General features: G+C 70.1%; 15 protein-coding genes and 1 pseudogene. 8 read left to right on the forward strand and 8 right to left on the reverse strand.

Going from position 1 to position 18,909, the window contains the following annotated elements:
- Nucleotides 1-40: 40 nt before the first annotated feature.
- Both ACFYW8_RS08965 and ACFYW8_RS08970 read right to left on the reverse strand, forming a co-directional pair.
- Nucleotides 41-1,429, reverse strand: coding sequence for a pitrilysin family protein (locus tag ACFYW8_RS08965; RefSeq protein ID WP_365869035.1), 1,389 nt, complete (start codon nucleotides 1,427-1,429; stop codon nucleotides 41-43).
- Nucleotides 1,426-2,787: a pitrilysin family protein gene (locus ACFYW8_RS08970; RefSeq protein WP_365869037.1), complete on the reverse strand. Its 1,362-nt coding sequence runs from the start codon at nucleotides 2,785-2,787 to the stop codon at nucleotides 1,426-1,428. The genes ACFYW8_RS08965 and ACFYW8_RS08970 overlap by 4 nt, the downstream gene beginning before the upstream one ends.
- 371 nt (nucleotides 2,788-3,158) lie before the next feature.
- On the opposite strand from ACFYW8_RS08970, the gene ACFYW8_RS08975 reads away from it, so the two are divergent.
- The gene (locus ACFYW8_RS08975; protein WP_365869038.1) at nucleotides 3,159-5,618 is read left to right on the forward strand and encodes a DNA topoisomerase IV subunit A; all 2,460 of its coding nucleotides are present in this window, start codon (nucleotides 3,159-3,161) and stop codon (nucleotides 5,616-5,618) included.
- A gap of 50 nt (nucleotides 5,619-5,668) precedes the next feature.
- Here the strand turns inward: ACFYW8_RS08975 and ACFYW8_RS08980 are convergent, their stop codons facing one another.
- Entirely contained in the window at nucleotides 5,669-6,739 is a 1,071-nt protein-coding gene (locus tag ACFYW8_RS08980) for a CobW family GTP-binding protein (protein WP_389069400.1), read from the reverse strand.
- A gap of 323 nt (nucleotides 6,740-7,062) precedes the next feature.
- Here ACFYW8_RS08980 and ACFYW8_RS08985 point away from each other — a divergent pair, with 323 nt between their 5' ends.
- The 6 genes and pseudogenes from ACFYW8_RS08985 to ACFYW8_RS09010 all read left to right on the forward strand — a co-directional run bounded on the left by ACFYW8_RS08985 (nucleotide 7,063) and on the right by ACFYW8_RS09010 (nucleotide 12,873).
- Complete coding sequence (locus tag ACFYW8_RS08985) at nucleotides 7,063-7,563, forward strand: DUF6082 family protein (RefSeq protein ID WP_389069403.1); 501 nt, start codon at nucleotides 7,063-7,065, stop codon at nucleotides 7,561-7,563.
- Between the two features lie 334 nt (nucleotides 7,564-7,897).
- Complete coding sequence (locus ACFYW8_RS08990; RefSeq protein WP_389069406.1) at nucleotides 7,898-8,134, forward strand: hypothetical protein; 237 nt, start codon at nucleotides 7,898-7,900, stop codon at nucleotides 8,132-8,134.
- Nucleotides 8,135-8,402: 268 nt separating this feature from the next.
- Nucleotides 8,403-9,181: pseudogene (locus ACFYW8_RS08995) on the forward strand (citrate/2-methylcitrate synthase); the annotation flags it as partial.
- A gap of 166 nt (nucleotides 9,182-9,347) precedes the next feature.
- Nucleotides 9,348-10,292 (forward strand): sucrase ferredoxin, encoded by a 945-nt coding sequence (locus ACFYW8_RS09000; RefSeq protein WP_389069407.1) that lies wholly within the window; start codon nucleotides 9,348-9,350, stop codon nucleotides 10,290-10,292.
- Nucleotides 10,293-10,378: 86 nt separating this feature from the next.
- Entirely contained in the window at nucleotides 10,379-12,196 is a 1,818-nt protein-coding gene (locus ACFYW8_RS09005; RefSeq protein ID WP_389069408.1) for an ATP-binding protein, read from the forward strand.
- Nucleotides 12,193-12,873 (forward strand): response regulator, encoded by a 681-nt coding sequence (locus ACFYW8_RS09010; RefSeq protein ID WP_365869042.1) that lies wholly within the window; start codon nucleotides 12,193-12,195, stop codon nucleotides 12,871-12,873. The genes ACFYW8_RS09005 and ACFYW8_RS09010 overlap by 4 nt, the downstream gene beginning before the upstream one ends.
- A 114-nt stretch (nucleotides 12,874-12,987) precedes the next feature.
- Here ACFYW8_RS09010 and ACFYW8_RS09015 read toward each other — a convergent pair whose 3' ends face one another.
- From ACFYW8_RS09015 to ACFYW8_RS09025, 3 genes are all read right to left on the reverse strand, one after another.
- A complete protein-coding gene (locus ACFYW8_RS09015; protein ID WP_389069412.1) occupies nucleotides 12,988-14,049 on the reverse strand; it encodes an ABC transporter substrate-binding protein in 1,062 nt (353 codons plus the stop codon).
- 102 nt (nucleotides 14,050-14,151) lie between these two features.
- Entirely contained in the window at nucleotides 14,152-15,015 is an 864-nt protein-coding gene (locus ACFYW8_RS09020) for an ABC transporter permease (RefSeq protein ID WP_389069414.1), read from the reverse strand.
- A complete protein-coding gene (locus tag ACFYW8_RS09025; RefSeq protein ID WP_365869045.1) occupies nucleotides 15,005-15,820 on the reverse strand; it encodes an ABC transporter ATP-binding protein in 816 nt (271 codons plus the stop codon). The genes ACFYW8_RS09020 and ACFYW8_RS09025 overlap by 11 nt, the downstream gene beginning before the upstream one ends.
- 161 nt (nucleotides 15,821-15,981) lie before the next feature.
- Here ACFYW8_RS09025 and ACFYW8_RS09030 point away from each other — a divergent pair, with 161 nt between their 5' ends.
- On the forward strand, nucleotides 15,982-16,674 hold the full coding sequence (locus tag ACFYW8_RS09030) for a response regulator (RefSeq protein WP_365869046.1): 693 nt from the start codon (nucleotides 15,982-15,984) through the stop codon (nucleotides 16,672-16,674).
- Between the two features lie 74 nt (nucleotides 16,675-16,748).
- Here the strand turns inward: ACFYW8_RS09030 and ACFYW8_RS09035 are convergent, their stop codons facing one another.
- Both ACFYW8_RS09035 and ACFYW8_RS09040 read right to left on the reverse strand, forming a co-directional pair.
- A complete protein-coding gene (locus ACFYW8_RS09035; protein WP_365869047.1) occupies nucleotides 16,749-18,341 on the reverse strand; it encodes a cation acetate symporter in 1,593 nt (530 codons plus the stop codon).
- Nucleotides 18,338-18,826: a DUF485 domain-containing protein gene (locus ACFYW8_RS09040; protein WP_365869048.1), complete on the reverse strand. Its 489-nt coding sequence runs from the start codon at nucleotides 18,824-18,826 to the stop codon at nucleotides 18,338-18,340. Before ACFYW8_RS09040 ends, ACFYW8_RS09035 begins: the two co-directional genes overlap by 4 nt.
- Between the last annotated feature and the right edge of the window lie 83 nt (nucleotides 18,827-18,909).

Raw genomic sequence — 18,909 nt, forward strand, 5'->3', positions numbered from 1 at the left:
GACTCTTCGGTCACCAGGGCCCTCCTCCGTCGCACGGCCCCTACTCGGCGGCCACCACGCTGACTTCACCGATTCCGAGAGCCTTGACCGGCTCCTCGATCTGCGCCGCGTCGCCCACCAGGACGGTCACCAGCCGGTCCATCGGGAAGGCGCTCACCGCGGCCGCGGTGGCCTCCACGGTGCCGGTGGCGGCCAGTTGCCGGTACAGCGTCGCCTGATAGTCGTCCGGCAGGTACTGCTCGACCTGGTCCGCGAGCGTGCTCGCGACGGCTGCCGCCGTCTCGAACTTGAGGGGCGCGACACCCACCAGGTTCTGCACGGCGACGTCGCGCTCCGCGTCGGTCAGCCCCTCGGCCGCGAGGGTGCGCAGCACCTTCCACAGGTCGTCGAGCGCCGGACCGGTGTTCGGGGTGTCCACCGAGCCGCTGATGGCGAGCATCGCGACACCCGTGCCGTCCGGCGCGGCGCGCAGGACCTGGCCGAACGCCCGTACGCCGTAGGTGTAGCCCTTCTCCTCGCGCAGGACGCGGTCCAGGCGTGAGGTGAGGGTGCCGCCGAGGCAGTAGGTGCCGAGCACCTGGGCGGCCCACACGCGGTCGTGCCGGTCGGCGCCGACCCGGCCGATGAGCAGCTGCGTCTGGACCGCGCCGGGGCGGTCGACGATGATCACGCGGCCGGTGTCGTCGGCGCTCACCGGCGGCACGGGACGCGGCTCGGCGGACGAACCGGTCCAGGAGCCCAGCGTGTCGCCGAGCAGCTCGTCGAGGTCGACACCCGTCAGGTCACCGACGACGACGGCGGTGGCCGTCGCGGGGCGTACGTACTTGTCGTAGAAGGCGCGTACGGCCGCGGAGTCGATCTTCTGGACGGTCTCCTCGGTGCCCTGGCGCGGGCGCGACATGCGCGCGCTCGCCGGGAACAGTTCCTTGGAGAGCTCCTTTGCGGCACGACGGGCGGGGTTGGCCGTCTCGTGCGGGATCTCGTCGAGCCGGTTGCGCACCAGCCGCTCGACCTCGCTGTCCGCGAACGCGGGCGCTCGCAGGGCGTCGGCGAGCAGGCCCAGCGCCTTGGCCAGGCGCGAGACCGGCACTTCGAGGGACAGCCGTACGCCGGGGTGGTCGGCGTGCGCGTCGAGCGTGGCGCCGCAGCGCTCCAGTTCGGCGGCGAAGTCCTCGGCCGAGTGCTTGTCGGTGCCCTCGGAGAACGCGCGCGCCATGATCGTGGCGATGCCGTCCAGGCCCGCGGGCTCGGCCTCCAGTGGCGCGGCCAGGATCACCTCGACGGCGACGACCTGCTGGCCGGGGCGGTGGCAGCGCAGCACGGTCAGACCGTTGTCCAGGGTGCCGCGCTGGGGGGCGGGAAAGGCCCACGGCTTGGGGCTGCCGGCCTGGGGCTGCGGGTGGAAGTCCATGGTGGCGAGCTCGGTCACTTCGCCGCCTCCTCGTCGGTCTCGTCGGCCAGGTCGGCCGCGTCGGCGGCTTCGGCGGTGGTCGGCTCGTAGACGAGCACCGCGCGGTTGTCGGGGCGCAGGCGGGCGCGGGCGGCCTCCCGGACCTCCTCCGCCGTGACGTCCAGGACGCGCTGCACGGCGGTCAGGGCGAGCTGCGGGTCGCCGAACAGGACGGCGTACCTGCACAGTTCGTCGGCGCGGCCCGCGACGGTGCCGAGCCGGTCGAGCCACTCACGCTCCAACTGGGCCTGCGCGCGCTCCATTTCCTCGTCCGTCGGGCCCTCCTCGGCGAACCGGGCGAGCTCCTCGTCGACGGCGGCCTCGATGACCGGGACCTCGACATCGCCGGACGTCTTCACGTCCAGCCACCCCAGGGAGGGCGCTCCGGCGAGCCGCAGCAGGCCGAACCCGGCCGCGACGGCGGTGCGGTCACGGCGTACGAGCCGGTTGTAGAGCCGGGAGGACTCGCCGCCGCCGAGGACGGTGAGTGCCAGGTCGGCGGCGTCGCACGCGCGCGTGCCGTCCTCCGGGAGCCGGTAGGCGGCCATCAGGGCGCGCGCCGGGACGTCTTCCTCGACGACCTCACGCAGCTGCTCGCCGATGATGTCGGGCAGCGAACCGTCGCGCGGGGCGGCCTTGCCGTCGTGCCCGGGGATGGAGCCGAAGTACTTCTCGACCCAGACGAGCGTCTGCTCCGGGTCGATGTCGCCGACGATCGACAGGACCGCGTTGTTGGGCGCGTAGTTGGTGCGGAAGAACGCGCGGGCGTCCTCCAGGGTGGCCGCGTCCAGGTCCGCCATCGAACCGATCGGGGTGTGGTGGTACGGGTGACCCTCGGGGTACGAGAGCGCGGTGAGCTTCTCGAACGCGGTGCCGTACGGGACGTTGTCGTAACGCTGCCGGCGCTCGTTCTTGACGACGTCGCGCTGGTTCTCCATGGACTCGTCGTCCAGTGCCGCGAGCAGCGAGCCCATGCGGTCGGCCTCCAGCCAGAGGGCGAGCTCCAGCTGGTGGGTGGGCATGGTCTCGAAGTAGTTGGTGCGCTCGAAGCTCGTCGTGCCGTTGAGCGAGCCGCCGGCGCCCTGGACGAGTTCGAAGTGACCGTTGCCCTGGACCTGCTTGGAGCCCTGGAACATCAGGTGCTCGAAGAGGTGGGCGAGTCCGGTCCGGCCCTTGACCTCGTGGCGCGAGCCGACGTCGTACCAGAGGCACACCGCGGCGACCGGGGTCAGATGGTCCTCGGAGAGCACCACGCGCAGGCCGTTGGCCAGGCGGTGCTCGGTCGCTGTCAGGCCGCCGGAGCCTGCCTCAGCTGTGGCCGTGTGACCCATGGGCATGTACGTCCCTTCGATCGCGGAACTGCGTCATTCCTGTCGGTCCTGCCACTGTATGCAAGCGCGCGGACGGCTGGCGAAGTTCCCGCACCGCGTACGCCGAGAGCGAGACTTACGCGTGTCCCTGACACACCCCGGGAAACCCTCCGAGAACCACCGCGAACACTGTCGCCAGCCGCCGGGTACCGGGCTCGGGAACGGCTCGGCAACAGCTCAGGAACGTCGCCGGGACCGGTCTCGAGGACGGCCGCGGAGCGCGCCGGAGGGGCGCTACGGACGGGTCGCGGTCGGCGTTGTCAGTGGGGCGGTCCACAATGGTGCGCGTCAGAACCCGTTCATGCCCCGGCAGAGACTGTGAAGGAGCCGCAGCAGCGATGGCCCGCCGCAGCACGAAGACCCCGCCGCCCGACGACTCGTACGAGGAGAAGATCCTCGACATCGACGTCGTGGACGAGATGCAGGGCTCCTTCCTCGAATACGCGTACTCGGTCATCTACTCGCGAGCCCTGCCGGACGCCCGCGACGGCCTCAAGCCGGTGCACCGTCGCATCGTGTACCAGATGAACGAGATGGGACTGCGCCCCGACCGCGGCTATGTGAAGTGCGCCCGCGTCGTCGGCGAGGTCATGGGCAAGCTGCACCCGCACGGCGACTCGTCGATCTACGACGCGCTGGTGCGCCTGGCGCAGCCCTTCTCCATGCGCCTTCCCCTGGTCGACGGTCACGGCAACTTCGGTTCGCTGGGCAACGACGACCCGCCGGCCGCGATGCGTTACACCGAGTGCCGGATGGCCGACGCCACGTCGTTGATGACCGAGTCGATCGACGAGGACACCGTCGACTTCTCGCCCAACTACGACGGCCAGGAGCGGGAGCCGGTGGCTCTGCCGGCCGCCTTCCCGAACCTGCTGGTCAACGGCTCGTCCGGAATCGCCGTCGGCATGGCCACCAACATGCCGCCGCACAACCTCGGCGAGGTCATCGCCGCCGCCCGTCACCTCATCCGGTACCCGGGCGCCGACCTCGAGACGCTGATGAAGCACGTCCCGGGTCCCGACCTGCCCACCGGCGGCCGGATCGTCGGTCTCTCCGGGATCAGGGACGCGTACGAGACGGGCCGCGGCACCTTCAAGATCCGTGCCACGGTGTCGGTCGAGGACGTCACGGCGCGCCGCAAGGGCCTCGTCGTCACCGAACTGCCCTTCACCGTCGGCCCGGAGAAGGTGATCGCCAAGATCAAGGACCTGGTCGGCGCGAAGAAGCTCCAGGGCATCGCCGACGTCAAGGACCTCACCGACCGTTCGCACGGACTGCGTCTGGTCATCGAGATCAAGAACGGCTTCGTGCCGGAGGCGGTCCTCGAACAGCTCTACAAACTGACGCCGATGGAGGAGTCCTTCGGCATCAACAACGTGGCACTGGTGGACGGTCAGCCGCTCACCCTGGGCCTCAAGGAGCTGCTGGAGGTCTACCTCGACCACCGCTTCGAGGTCGTGCGCCGCCGCAGCGAGTTCCGCCGCACGAAGAAGCGCGACCGGCTGCACCTGGTCGAGGGTCTTCTCGTCGCTCTCCTGGACATCGACGAGGTCATCCGCCTCATCCGCTCCAGCGACAACTCGGCGCAGGCCAAGGAGCGCCTGATCGAGCACTTCTCCCTCTCGGAGATCCAGACGCAGTACATCCTGGACACGCCGCTGCGCCGCCTCACCCGGTTCGACCGCATCGAGCTGGAGTCGGAGCGCGACCGGCTCAACGGCGAGATCGACGAGCTGACCGGCATCCTGGATTCGGACCCGGAGCTGCGCAAACTGGTCTCCGGCGAACTGGCCGCGGTGGCCAAGAAGTTCGGCACCGACCGGCGTACGGTGCTCCTGGAGTCCGCGGGCAGCCCCGCCGCGACGGTCTCGCTCCAGGTCGCCGACGACCCGTGCCGGGTTCTGCTGTCCTCGACGGGACTGCTGGCCCGTACGGCCACGGGTGACCCCTTCGGGGAGGACCCGGACGGCAAGCGCACCAAGCACGACGTGATCGTCTCGGCGGTGCCCGCGACGGCGCGCGGCGAGATCGGTGCCGTGACGTCCCTGGGCCGCCTCCTCCGCCTGAACGTGATCGACCTCCCGCGGCTGCCCGAGACGGCGTCGGCGCCCAATCTCTCCGGGGGCGCTCCGATCTCGGAGTTCCTGTCCGCCCTGGAGCCGGACGAGACGGTGATCTGTCTGGCGACCCTCGACGAGGCGTCGCCGGGTCTGGCGATCGGCACGGAGCAGGGTGTCGTCAAGCGTGTGGTGCCCGACTACCCCTCGAACAAGGAGGAGCTGGAGGTCATCACCCTCAAGGACGGCGACCGGATCGTCGGCGCCGTCGAACTGCGCACCGGCGAGGAGGACCTGGTCTTCATCACGGACGACGCCCAGTTGCTGCGCTACCAGGCCTCGCAGGTGCGCCCGCAGGGCCGTGCCGCTGGCGGCATGGCGGGCGTCAAGCTGACCGACGGCGCGAAGGTGATCTCGTTCACCGCGGTCGACCCGGCGGTCGACGCGGTGGTGTTCACGGTCGCGGGTTCGCGCGGGACGCTGGACGACTCCGTCCAGACCACGGCCAAGCTGACTCCCTTCGACCAGTACCCGCGCAAGGGCCGCGCCACGGGCGGTGTGCGCTGTCAGCGGTTCCTGAAGGGCGAGGACTGCCTGTCACTGGCCTGGGCCGGCCCGACGCCGGGACGCGCGGCGCAGAAGACCGGTATGCCCGTCGACCTGCCGGAGATCGACCCGCGTCGTGACGGCTCGGGCATCTCGCTGGGCAAGCCGGTGTCGGTGGTGGCAGGCCCGGTGTAGTCCGCGGTCAGCCTCCCGGCCGGCCCGCCGCGCGCTGTCGCGGTCCGGGGTCAGCCCTCCGGGTCCGGCTCCTGTACGTAGCGCAGGACGCCCCACATGCTGTGTTCGTCGGCGTGCGGGGCGTCCTCTTCGCATGCCTGCAGCTCCTTGGCCAGCGCCGCCGTGTCGATCCCGGAGCCGATGAGGACGAGCTGGGTGAGCCGCTCGTCCGCACCGGCCCAGGGCTCCGGATAGAAGCGCAGGAACCGCCCGACGGCGTGCACGGCATACCGGTTGCGGAGGTCCTGGACGCCGAAGTCGACGTACCCCTTGATCCGGTAGAGCCCTTCGGGCCTGCTGTCGAGGAACGTCATCAACCGCCTTGGCGCCAGCGGCACTTCGGAACTGAAGGAGAGGGATTCATAGGCGGCGTGCAGATGGCCGAGGTCGCCGCGCCCCTCGTGACCGCCCTGCCCCGGGCCGCCTTCCTCGTGATCGTGGAGATCGTCGAAGGACAGTTGTCCGACGCGCTCCTCGCCCGGCCTGCAGTCGAAGAGGAACTCCGGATCGACACGGCCGTAGGTGGCGGGGACGACCGCGGCGCGGTCGGCGAGCCCCCGGACGACACCCAGCACGCGCTCGGCGTCGTCGGCCCGGTCGATCTTGTTGACGACGACGAGATCGGCGAGGGCGAGGTGCCGGTCGATCTCGGGATGCTTCTCACGCGTGCCCGCGAACTCGGCGGCGTCGACGATCTCGACGAGCCCTCCGTACACGATCCCCGGGTGCTCGCTGGCGAGCACCATGCGCACGAGTTCCTGGGGTTCGGCGAGCCCGCTCGCCTCGATGACGATGACGTCGATCCGGGCGGAGGGCTGAGCGAGCCGATCAAGATACTGATCAAGTTCACCGACATCGACCGCACAGCACAGGCACCCGTTGCCGAGCGAGACCGTGGAGTCGCCGAGCGCTCCGGCCACCGCCATCGCGTCGATCTCGATCGCCCCGAAGTCGTTGACGACGGCTCCGATACGGCTGCCACCGCTGCGGTGCAGGAGATGGTTGAGCAGCGTGGTCTTGCCGGAACCCAGGAAACCGGCGAGAACGATGACCGGGATCTGCCGGGTACTCGACTGGCTCACCGTGCGCCCTCTCTGAACCTGTGCGCGCGCCGGCTCATGGGACCGGCGCTCACGTGGGAAACGAATGCCGATCCAGCATACGAGTGGGAGGAAACGCACCGAAGTGAACGATTGTTAGCGGCGCTCGCGGGGCACACGTTGGACATGGCGCCGGTGGACGCGACCCGCACATCCCTCCGTGCGCCTCCTCTCCGCCTCCCCGCCGATCAGAGCCGCTCGGCGACACTGGGGGGCGGCAAGCGCGCCGCCCACCGCTCGCCGGTCCGCTCCCTGTCGCCCCGCAACCGACGACCGGCGGACGGTCGCCTGATTCGGGGGTTGACATGGCCACACAGAAATCCGCGATACGGAGGCTGGGCTCGGTCGCCCGGGCCAGGCTCGGCGTCGCGGCACACGCCGTGACGGACCGAGGCTCACGGCAGCGCAGGCGCGCCGTGCTCACCGAGCAGCACCGCCTTCATTTCGACCTGCTGTGCAAGGCCATGGACGATCCCGCCCTCGCCGCCGTCCTCAACACGTACGAGACCGAGATCGGCCCCGAGAAGCAGCGCCAGTACCTCTTCGCGAACGCCCTTTACATCAACGCCCTGTACTTCCATCGGATCGGGGCGCTGAACCGCGCCGAGCTGCACGGGCACTTCCGCATCATCTGCCAGAACCGGATCTTCCGGGATTACTGGGCGGCGACCGAGCATCACCGCAAGAGCCTGCCTGATTCCTCTGACGAGGCCCAACTGGGCCGGATGATGGACACCCTGATCCAGGATCAGACGGATGGCGACGCCGACGAGTGGTGGGTGGTGGGTGAGCCGGACGAGGAATAGTCCTGGTGTCTCACGCAGGCCGGGACGCTCGCGCGCCGGATCCGACCGTCACACCCCCTCGCACGCACCCGTGCGCCTCCTGGTCCTCCGACGAGCACCTGGAGCCCCAATAGCATCTCCGGTCAAGGACAACTATCGAGATTCACTCCAACGCTTGTTGTAGCTTCATGCACCACGGACAACGGAAACCAGTAAGTTGGCGCATGCTCAGCTCCGGCCCAACACCCCTGCGACCGGAGACCCATGCCTCCGGTCGAACATCTCCGCCCGGAGGCCCTCACGTGCCGGTAAACCTCGGACGACACCACACTCCTGACTAGATTGGTACCACTTCGTGAAGATCGTGCGACGTGTCGGGGCTACTCCACGCGAGCGCGGCAGCGCTTCTGGCCAGTCCTGCCCCGACATCTTCGAGCTCAGCGACGGCAGCTTCGCCGTGATTGGGCGCGAGGCCACCCAGGAGCTCGAAGCCGAGCTCCCGCCCGACGCCTCACGAGCGGACTACGAGCGGATCGTGACCATCACCCGCGAGACGCTGTTGCGCGCCAAGAAGGACATCCCGGACGTCTGACTGACACGGGACCAGGGCTTGCCCGCGAAGTGGCGAGGACCTGACCGCACGCCAGCAGGCAGGCAGGCAGGCAGGCAGGCAGATCGCTCCCCTGCAGAGCTCCCTCGAATCTCTTCGAGGGAATCCCTTCAGCCACGACGCGAAGGCCCGGCATCACCACGAGGCCGGGCCCTTTACGCGTCACCGGACGCCGGGTTCCACACGTGTCGACAGCCGGTACCTTCAGGGCGACCACCGGATGACGTCAGCCCGCTGTCGGCACCGCCACCGGCGGAACCGGCCCCACGCGCCGGGCCGCCGGGCGGATGATCTTCTGATCGACAAGGACCGGTGCTGCTTCCGAGGCGTCGACGCGACGGAACCGGCCGCGCAGTACTCCTCCGAAGAGATCGCCGAATGGCTGTGGACCGGCTAGCTGCGCCCCCCGGGGGCGCTCTCACCGCCCCGGAGGCGTCGGTGGCGGTCGTCGGGCGGCGCGTCGACACGCTGCCCGAGCGCGGCGGCCCGACCGGCTGCGCGTCGCGGCGATCGCCGCAGCGGCGGCCGACCCGCTGCCCTTCGACCTCTCCGAGAGCGCCGTACTCGGCACCGGGCACACCCTCGTCGCCGCGCTTCCCCCTCCGTACGGCACGACCACCGCGAGGAGGGCCCGCTCGCTCATCTGCTCTACCCCGGCGGGGATCCACGCGCGCGTGCGTTGTTCGCGCTCCTGGGCGAAGTACCCGGCGCGGCGCCCGCCCTGGTGGCGGCCCATGACGTGGTGACCACCACGACCCGCCACGCACCCCTGCACGCCGATGTCGATCTCGCCCTGGCCGTCCTCACCGTCTCCTCCGGCATGCCGGCCTCGGCGGGAAAGACGATCTTCGCCGTCGCCCGGACGTCGGGGATCTTCGCCGTCGCCCCGACGTCGGGCTGGATCGCCCACACCCTGGAGGAGTACGCGGAGCGCCCCTTGCGGACACGCCCGAGCGGACACGAGCGGTAGCGGACACGAGCGGTAGCGGACACTACGTGGGCGAGCGGGTGCCGCAGCCGCTCCCTCGCTGGACGGCGGGCGCCGGACGAGGAGGGAGCGTCCTGTACGCGCCTCCCGGCGCTCTCTCCCCGCCACACGCTTCGGGCACCGGGCCGCACCCCCGGACCACCCTGACGCGGCCCCGCGTACACGGCCGGAAGTCGCCCCGGACGAACTCAGGTTAGGCTCACCTCTGTGAGTACGTGCACGACCGCGTCGCGGCATCTCGACGAGCCCCTTTCCGGGACCGCGGCCACCGCGACGACATGGCTGCTCATCGAGCAGCCCGGCCCCTGGGGTGCCAAGGCGCTCACCTCGAGCCACCTGGACCCCACACTGGGCCGCGCCCTCGAAGCCGCCGCGCTGGGCACCGGGGTGCGGATCGCGCTCATCCGCCGTCCCGGGCGCCATGCCGACTGCGGTACGCCCGCCGAGCGACATGTGTACGCGGCCCACACCACCCCGGGAAACGTATGGCTGCGTGCCGCCAAGACACGTGACCCCCAGCAGTTGCTCGACCTCGACCTCACCGCGCTCGGCACGGGCGATCCGCGCTCCTTCGACCAGGTTCTCCAAGGCCGTCCTCATACCGACGATCCGCTGGCCCTCGTCTGCACCAACGGCAAGCGCGACCGCTGCTGCGCCCTGCTCGGACGCCCCCTGGCAGCGGAACTGGCCGCCTCCGGCGTCAACGGCGCCTGGGAGGTCACCCATCTGGGCGGTCATCGCTTCTCGCCCACGGTGCTGGTCCTGCCCTACGGGTACGCGTACGGCCGCGCCGAGGCCCACGCCGTCAAGGAGATCCTCCAGGGCGTCCGGGAAGGCCGTGTCGTCACCGAGGGCTGTCGCGGGAACTCCGCCTGGGAGCGCCCGGGCCAGGCGGCCGAGCTGGCCGTACGGACGGCTTCGGGGGAGCACGCCGCCGACGTCCTGACGGTGCTCCGCACCGACGGCGCGGTGCCGCGCTGGGAGGTGACCGTGGCCCACGCCGACGGCCGTCTGTGGCGGGTCATCGTCGCGCGGGGCGCCTCGCTGCCGCCCCGCCCGGAGAGCTGCGGCTCGGCGCTCGGTTCACCGGCCCGGATGGACGTGGTGGCCGTACGGCAGCTGGAAGAGACAGCTGTCGCCGTGGCCTGCTGACGGCTCGGACCGCCTCGCTCGTCGGCCGGGAGATCCACGCCACACTCCCTTCGGGGGGACGCGTACACCCCCGTACCGTCATGGGTATGAGCCCTCCTGCCCCCGCACGACGACTGCGCCTCGGTCTCCCGCGGCGGGTGTTCTCGCAAGTGCTCCTGATGCAGATCGCGATCGCGGCGGGAGTCGCCGTACTCGCCACCGGGCTGTTCCTGGCACCGCTGAGCGCGCAGCTGGACGACCAGGCCATGCGGCGTGCCCTCGCGATCGCGCAGACCACGGCCGTCCAGCCGCAGATCGCCGTGGACCTCCAGAGAACAGCCCCCTCGAGGACCGGCCCCGTGCAGGTCGAGGCCGAGCGGATACGGAAGGCGAGCGGTGCCGAGTACGTCGTCGTGATGGACACGCGGCACATCCGCTGGTCGCACAAGAACCCCGTCGAGATCGGCAAGCCGGTCTCGACGAGCCCCGGACTGGCGCTGGCCGGCAAGGACGTGATGGAGATCGACACCGGAACGCTGGGCCGCTCCGCACGGGGCAAGGTCCCGCTGCGTGACTCCGCCGGCCGGATCGTCGGCGCGGTGTCGGTGGGTATCAAGTACGGCAGTGTGCGGGCCCGGTTGATCGGCGCGATCCCCGGACTGTTCGCGTACGCGGGCGGGGCCATGGCCGTCGGCGCGCTGGCCGCCTATCTGATCTCCCGCAGGGTTCAGCGGCAGACTCATGACCTGGCCTTCTCCGACATCTCGGCGCTGCTGGCGGAGCGCGAGGCGATGCTGCACGGCATCCGGGAGGGCGTGGTCGCCCTGGACCGAAGCGGCCGCGTGCGCCTCCTGAACGACGAGGCGCAGCGGCTGCTGGGAGTCGGCTCCGAGGCTGTCGGGCAGCCGCTGGACGACGCGCTGGGACGTGGCCGTACGACGGATGTGCTGGCCGGGCGCGTCACCGGTACGGATCTGCTCACCGTCCGGGGCCAGCGCGTCCTGATCGCCAACCGGATGCCCACCGAGGACGGCGGCGCCGTCGCCACACTGCGCGACCGGACCGAACTGGAGCAGCTCGGTCGCGAGCTCGACTCCACACGCGGCCTGATCGACGCGCTGCGCGCTCAGGACCATGAGCACGCCAACCGGATGCACACACTCCTGGGGCTGCTCGAACTGGAGATGTACGACGACGCCGTGGAGTTCGTCGGAGAGGTGGTCGGTGACCACAGGGTCACCGCAGAGCAGGTCACCGAGAAGGTCCATGATCCGCTGCTCGCCGCCCTCCTGGTCGGGAAGGCGACGGTGGCGACCGAGCGCGGCGTGGCACTGTGGATCTCGGACCGGACGCTGCTGCCGGACCGGTTGATCGACCCGCGAGGGCTCGTCACCGTGGTCGGGAACCTCGTCGACAACGCGCTGGACGCTGTCGCGGGCACGCTCCACGCGCGCGTAGAGGCCGAATTGCGCTCCGAGGGGCGCACGGTCGTACTGCGCGTACGGGACACCGGGCCCGGCATCCCGGAGGAGCGGCGGGAGTTGATCTTCACCGACGGCTGGAGCACCAAGCAGCCCCCCGCGCACGGCAAGCGCGGGATCGGCCTCTCCTTGGTACGGCGCCTCGCCGAGCGGCAGGGCGGCAGCGCGGAGGTGTCAGACGCGGACGGCGGAGGCGCGGAGTTCACGGTCGTCCTGCCGGAGGCGCTGACGGACCCGGCGCCGGCACCGAAGGACGGCGGAGCGCCGGACGACGGACTCGCGGCGCAGGACGGGCTCGCCCCCGTCCCCGGTCGCGTAACCGGAGACGTACGACGGCTCCCGTCCCGGGAGACCGCCGATGTCGCCACCCCCGCCGCCACCGTGGACACCAGGAACGCCAGGAACTCCCTGAACGCCCGGAACGCCGAGGAGAAGTCGCGATGATCGAGGTCCTGGTCGTGGACGACGACGCACGGGTCGCGCGCGTCAACGCCGCCTATGTGCAGAAGGTGCCGGGCTTCCGTGTCGCGGCCGAGGCGCACAGCGCGGCCGAAGCCCTGCGCCGCATGGAGGCGCTGCCGCGCCCGGACCTGGTTCTCATGGACCACCACCTGCCGGACGGGACGGGCCTCGCGGTCGTCCAGGAGATGCGCCGACGGGGCCACCAGAGCGATGTGATCATGGTGACCGCCGCACGTGACATCGCGACCGTCCGGGCGGCGTTGCGGCAGGGGGTTCTGCAGTACCTGGTCAAGCCGTTCTCGTTCGCCGGGCTACGGGCCAAACTGGAGGCGTACGCGGATCTGCGACGCACGCTCGACAGCGGCGGCACGGCCGAACAGTCCGACGTGGACCGGATCTTCGGGGCTCTGTCGACCGGCACCGTGCCCGACCCGCCCAAGGGGCACTCCCCTCCGACCGCGGAGCTCGTGCGGCGCGCCCTGCTGAACGCGAAGGGCTCTCTGTCGGCCCAGGAGGTCGCGGAGGAGACCGGACTGAGCCGGCAGACCGCGCAGCGCTATCTGAAGCTTCTGGAGCGCACGGGGAGAGCGGGGCTGACCCTCAGATACGGAGATGCGGGCCGCCCGGAGCACCGCTACGTATGGGCGGCCCGCGCCTGAGGACACGGTCGACGACGAGGGACAGCGCCGCACGCGTCGCGCGTACGACTGCCGGGAGAGCACAGTCGTACGCGCGAGGGAGGCGGCTCGCCGCGTTTCGGCGGCTTCAGGCGATCAGCCGGCCACCTTCTTCACGAACTCCGTGGTGTACGTCTTGCTCAGATCCACCGTGGCGTTCTTGATGTTGGGGTTGAAGGCCTTGAGGACCTTCTCGACGGTCTCGGGACCGTTCGCGGGCATCACGCCGTCCTTGGTGAACATCGGCAGCGTGCTCTGGATGGCCCCGGCGTACAGCGTCTTGTCGCCCTGGGAGTAGTCGGCGGGCATCTTGGCGGCGATCTCGGAGGCGCTGTGCCCGGACATCCACCGGAGGGTCCTCACGAAGGCGTTCGCCAGCTTCTGGACCGTCTCCTTGTGACCGTTGACCCAGTCCGTCTGCATGTAGAGGCTGGACGACGGGTACGGCCCGCCGAGCGCCTCCTGCGAGCCCTCGGGCGTCCGCATGTCGATGAGGACCTTGCCGAGCTTCTTCGCCATGACCGTGGCGACGGTGGGGTCCGTCGTCATGCCACCGTCGATGGCACCCTGCTGGAGAGCGGAGACGAACGTCGGCCCGGCGCCGACGGCGACCGGCGTGAACTCGCTGACCCGCACACCGTTCTTGACCGCGAGGTACTTCGTGAGGAAGTCGGTCGAGGAACCGAGTCCGGTGATGCCGAGTTTCCTGCCCTTGAAGTCCTTGGGTGAAGTGATGTCGCCCGCACGCTTGTCGGAGACGATCTCGACCTCACCCGGAGCGTGCGAGAACTGTACGACGGACTCGACGGACTTGCCCTTGGTCTGCAGGTCGAGGGTGTGGTCGTAGAAGCCGACGGCCCCCTGCACCTGCCCCGAGACGAGGGCGGTCTCGGCCTGGACACCGGCCGGCTCGCTGAGGAGCTGGACGTCCAGACCCTCGGCCTGGAAGTAGCCGAGCCGCTGGGTGAGCATCGCCGGCAGGTAGATGACCTTGTCGAGGCCACCGACCATGATCTTGACGTGCTCCCCCTTGCCGCCGCCCCCGCCGCTCCCGGAGTCGGCCGTCGTGCTCGCCGCGTCGTTGGCGCAGGCGGTGAGCGAGGTGAGAGCGAGCAGACCGGCGGCTGCCAGCGCGGAGTATCTGGCGGTCTTGCGCATGGTGGTTCACGTCCTTGTGAATGGAGGAGACGCCGTGCGTGCGAACGGCGGAATCGTGAGGGCGTACGGGCGGGTGCGTGCGTGCGTGCCCGTGAGGAGGGGTCAGCGGTCGGAGTCCGACGGCTTCCAGCGGAAGATGCGGCGTTCGCCGAAGGTCAGCAGTCCTTCGGCCAGGAGGGCGACGACGGCGAGGATGACCATGGCCGCGTACACCCCGGCCGCGTTGAAGGTGCCCTGCGACTGCGCGACGAGCAGGCCGATGCCCTTGGTGGCGCCGATGTACTCGCCGACGATCGCACCGATGAGCGCGAAGCCGAAGCTGACGTGGAGGCTGGTGAAGATCCACGAGGTGGCGGACGGAATGACGACCTGGAGCGTCACCCGGCGGTCGCTCGCGCCGAGGATCCGGGCGTTGGCCACCAGGTTCCGGTCGACCTCACGGGCACCCTGGAAGGCGTTGAAGAACACCGGGAAGAAGACGAGCACCACGGCCGAGGCGACCTTGGAGGCCGGTCCGAGGCCGAACCAGATCACGAAGATGGGTGCGAGGACGATCCTCGGTATGGAGTTGAGCACCTTGATGTATGGACCGAGAATGTCTGCCAGCAGGGTGATCCGGCCCAGGGCGATACCGAAGAGCACGCCGGCGACCACACCGATGACCCAGCCGAGCAGCGCCTCGTGAAGCGTGTACCAGACCTGCTCGCCGAGAGAGCCGAGCGCGGTCCCGTGCATCACCCAGGTGTGGATCTGCTCCCAGATCTTCGAGGGCATCGAGAAGTTGAACGGGTCGATGACCTCGGCCCGCGAAAGCGCCTCCCACAGGCCGAGCACGGTGACCAGGAGCAGCACCCGGGCGGTGCCCACCACGATCTTGCGCTTGCGGGCGGCACGGGCGCGGGAGTGCTCGCGGCCCGGGATCTTGGCCGTGTCGACGACCGGGGTGCTGAGGACCTCAGGCGACATGAGCGGCACCCCTCTCGCGGGTGATGCGGACCTCTTCGCCCAGGGACTCCCAGATCTCGCGGTAGATCTCGATGAACCGCGGCTCCAGGCGCACCTGTTCGACCTTGCGCGGCCGCGGCAGATCGATGTCGAAGACCTGCTTCACGGTGGCGGGGCCCGCGGTCATCACGACGACCTTGTCGGCGAGCGCGATGGACTCCTCCAGGTCGTGGGTGACGAAGACGACCGAGGCGCCCGTGCCTTCCCACAGTTCGAGCAGTTCGTCGGACATCAGCGCCCTGGTCTGCACGTCGAGCGCCGAGAAGGGCTCGTCCATCAGCAGGATCTCGGGGTCGTTGACGAAGGTCGCGGCGAGGGCGACACGCTTGCGCTGACCACCGGAGAGCTGGTGCGGATAGCGGTCCTCGAAGGCCGCGAGCCCGACCCGGGCGAGCCATTCCCGGGCGCGCTCCTTCGCTTCCGCCTTGGGCACACCGCGGAAGCGGGGCCCGGCCATCACGTTGGACAGAACCGTGCGCCAGGGGAAGGTGGCGTCCTGCTGGAAGACGAAGCCGACCTTTTCGCCGACGCCGGCGACCGGCTCCCCGGCGACCAGGACCTCGCCCTCGGTGGGCTCCTCAAGACCGCTGACCAGGGTCAGCGTGGTGGACTTACCGCAGCCGGTCGGTCCGACGACGGCCACGAACTCGCCCCGGCCGATGGTCAGGTCAAGCTCCCTGACGGCTGTGTGCAAACCCCCTGACGGGGTCTTGAAGATCTTGCTCGCGCCCCGCAGCTCGATGGCGGGGCTGGTGTCTGTGCTCATGGCCCGGACGGTAGATGTGGTGCTGGCCACAGCATCAGTCTTCTGGGCGCAAGGAATTCTTCTGCTCGCAAGAGTCTGTTGTGCTCATTTTGCTCGCGCTACAACAGCGGAGCCGAAACACGGGCGCAACACTCGCCCAGGCCTTGAGAGAAAGAGGCCCGATGATTGACGTCCTGGTCGTGGACGACGACTTCCGCGTCGCCGAGATCAACGCGAGATACGTGGGGAAGGTTCCCGGATTCCGGGTGGCCGCCCGCGCGCACAGTGCCGCCCAGGCACTGGCGGCGGTCGAGCGCGCGCCCGTCGACCTGGTGCTGCTCGACCACTATCTGCCTGACCGGACGGGCCTCGAACTCGTCCACCAGATGCGGGAGAACGGTCACGGCACCGACGTCATCATGATCACCGCGGCCAGCGACGTGGTCACCGTCCAGGCGGCGATGCGACTGGGCGCCCTGCACTACCTGGTCAAACCGTTCACCTTCACTGCCCTGCGCACCCGCCTCGACTCCTACGCCGCCCTGCGCCGCACCGTCGACCGCGTGGGCGGCCGGGGTGTGACGGGCCAGGAGCAGGTCGACCGGATCTTCGGCGCCCTGCGCACCGCACCCGCTCCGTCCTCCCCCGGGCTGCCCAGCGGTCATTCGGAGCCGACAACGGACCTGATCTGCGACGTGCTGCACCGCGCTCGCCACCCGCTGTCGGCCCACGAGGTGGCCGCCGAGACCGGCCTCAGCCGATCCACCGCCCAGCGCTATCTGCGGCACCTGGAACAGGCGGGACGGCTGCGCCTCTCCCTCAGGTACGGCGACGCGGGCCGCCCGGAACACCGCTACGCGTGGGTGGCGCCCTGAACCCGCACTCCCCCGACGGGGGCTGCCCTGCGGGATGCCGCCCCGGAGCGGTCGCCTACGCCGCTCAGGGGCCCTCAGACGGCCCCGGCGCCCGTGAGCGCACGGACCTCGATCTCGGCGTGCTTGGCCTCGTCCGGCGGCTCCGAAGAGGTGACGGTGCCGAGCCAGCCGGCGAGAAAGCCCAGCGGGATCGAGACGAGGCCCGGGTTCTGGAGCGGGAAGTACTGGAAGTCCACGCCCGGGAACAGTGATTCGGGGCTGCCCGACACCACCGGCGACAGCAGCACGAGCAGCAGCGAGGGCACCAGGCCGCCGTATACGGCCCAGACGGCACCGCGCGTCGTGAAGGACCGCCAGAACAGGGAGTACAGCAGCACCGGCAGGTTCGCGGACGCGGCCACCGCGAAGGCGAGACCGACCAGGAAGGCCACGTTGAGATCGCGGGCGAGGAGGCTGAGGGCGATGGCGATCACGCCGATGCCGACCGACGCGGCGCGCGCCACGGCGACCTCGCCGTGCGGCTTCGCGCGGCGGCGGCGCAACGAGGCATACAGGTCGTGGGCCACGGCGGCCGAGGACGCGAGGGTGACTCCGGCGACGACAGCGAGAATGGTGGCGAAGGCGATGGCGGCGACGACCGCGAACAGAACGGTTCCGCCCGTGGAGTCGGCTCCGCCACCCAGATCGAGGGCCAGCAACGGAACCGCCGTGTTGCCCGCTGCGTTCGATCCGCGCACCGCCTCGGGACCGACGACAGCGGCCGCGCCGAAGCCCAGCACGATCGTCATCAGGTAGAAGCCGCCGATGAGCCCGATCGACCACACCACCGAGCGTCGCGCGGCTCGCGCCGTCGGCACGGTGTAGAAACGCGACAGGATGTGCGGCAACCCGCCGGTGCCGAGCACCAGCGCGAGCCCGAGGCTCATGAAGTCGAAACGCGCCGTCCAGTCACCGCCGTATTTCAACCCGGGTGCGAGAAAGGCCGCACCGTGCCCGCTGCGCCGCGCGGCCGAACGCAGCAGGTCGTTGATGTCCCCGTGGAACCGCATCAGGACCAGCACGGTGAGCACGACGGCCCCGCCGATCAACAGAACCGCCTTGACGATCTGGATCCAGGTGGTCGCCCGCATCCCTCCCATCGACACATAGATCACCATGAGCGCGCCGACACCGATCACCGTCCAGTTGCGCGCCGCGTCGCTCGTGCCTCCCAGCAGGAGCGAGACCAGGCTGCCCGCTCCCACCATCTGCGCCACCAGATACAGAACGGACACCACCACCGAGGAGGTTCCGGCCGCGATCCGCACCGGCCGCTCGTCCATCCGGGCCGCGACGACGTCGGCGAGCGTGAACCGCCCGCAGTTGCGCACCAGTTCGGCGACCAGGAACAGGACGACCAGCCAGGCCACGAGGAAGCCCACGGCGTACAGCATCCCGTCGTAGCCGTACAGGGAGATGAGGCCCGTGATACCGAGGAAGGAAGCGGCCGACATGTAGTCCCCGGAGAGGGCAAAGCCATTCTCCATGGGCGAGAACAACCGCCCGCCCGCGTAGAACTCCTCCGCCGAACCATGCCGGTTGCGGCTCACCCACGTGGTGATCGCCAGCGTCACCGCGACAAACGCGCTGAACAACAACAGGGCCAGGGTCTGATGGTGGCCGCTCACCGCTCACCACCCCTGGCGTTCCGCGTCATCTCCTGGGTGTCCCAGCGCAGTTCCAGCGCGGCCCGGTCCCTGCGCAGCCGCGCGTGCCGCGCGTAGGCCCACGCGAACAGAAACGTCGTGAGGAACTGCCCGAGTCCCGCGAGCAGTGCCACGTTCACCGCACCGGCGACGGGACGCGCCATGAACCCCGGCGCGGTGGTCGCGGTCACCACATAACCCACGTACCAGGGGAAGAAGACGGCGACGGCCGGGATCACGAACCCGCGGTACCGGCCGCGCACTTCCTGGAAGGCGGCACTGCGCTGCACCTCCAGATAGACGTGGGCCGCTCCGCCCGTTCGTCCTTCGTGCTCCGAGCGGGCGGCCGGTACGGCGGGAGCGAGCGCACCCGTGCCGTCCAACTCGCCCCAGCCGGAAGCGAGCGCGTCGTACCAGGGGTCGTCGAACCGGACCTCCCCGGAGTCGCCGCCGTCGTGCTTGTCCACCGAACTCTCCTTGTCCGCGACCCGTTTCGGCCGCGTGCCCAAGGATGTGCAGATCGGGAGGCTCCTGGACTCCTCTCTCAGTG

This window comes from Streptomyces sp. NPDC002742, from assembly GCF_042888885.1.
Taxonomy (GTDB): domain Bacteria; phylum Actinomycetota; class Actinomycetes; order Streptomycetales; family Streptomycetaceae; genus Streptomyces.

Bases quoted from the DNA above. Each gene is read 5' to 3' on its own strand.
- ACFYW8_RS08970 (WP_365869037.1), bottom strand. From the start codon at position 2,787: ATGCCCATGGGTCACACGGCCACAGCTGAGGCAGGCTCCGGCGGCCTG.
- ACFYW8_RS09015 (WP_389069412.1), bottom strand. From the start codon at position 14,049: ATGCGCAAGACCGCCAGATACTCCGCGCTGGCAGCCGCCGGTCTGCTC.
- ACFYW8_RS09005 (WP_389069408.1), top strand. From the start codon at position 10,379: ATGAGCCCTCCTGCCCCCGCACGACGACTGCGCCTCGGTCTCCCGCGG.
- ACFYW8_RS08975 (WP_365869038.1), top strand. From the start codon at position 3,159: ATGGCCCGCCGCAGCACGAAGACCCCGCCGCCCGACGACTCGTACGAG.
- ACFYW8_RS09025 (WP_365869045.1), bottom strand. From the start codon at position 15,820: ATGAGCACAGACACCAGCCCCGCCATCGAGCTGCGGGGCGCGAGCAAG.
- ACFYW8_RS09030 (WP_365869046.1), top strand. From the start codon at position 15,982: ATGATTGACGTCCTGGTCGTGGACGACGACTTCCGCGTCGCCGAGATC.
- ACFYW8_RS08985 (WP_389069403.1), top strand. From the start codon at position 7,063: ATGGCCACACAGAAATCCGCGATACGGAGGCTGGGCTCGGTCGCCCGG.
- ACFYW8_RS09020 (WP_389069414.1), bottom strand. From the start codon at position 15,015: ATGTCGCCTGAGGTCCTCAGCACCCCGGTCGTCGACACGGCCAAGATC.
- ACFYW8_RS09010 (WP_365869042.1), top strand. From the start codon at position 12,193: ATGATCGAGGTCCTGGTCGTGGACGACGACGCACGGGTCGCGCGCGTC.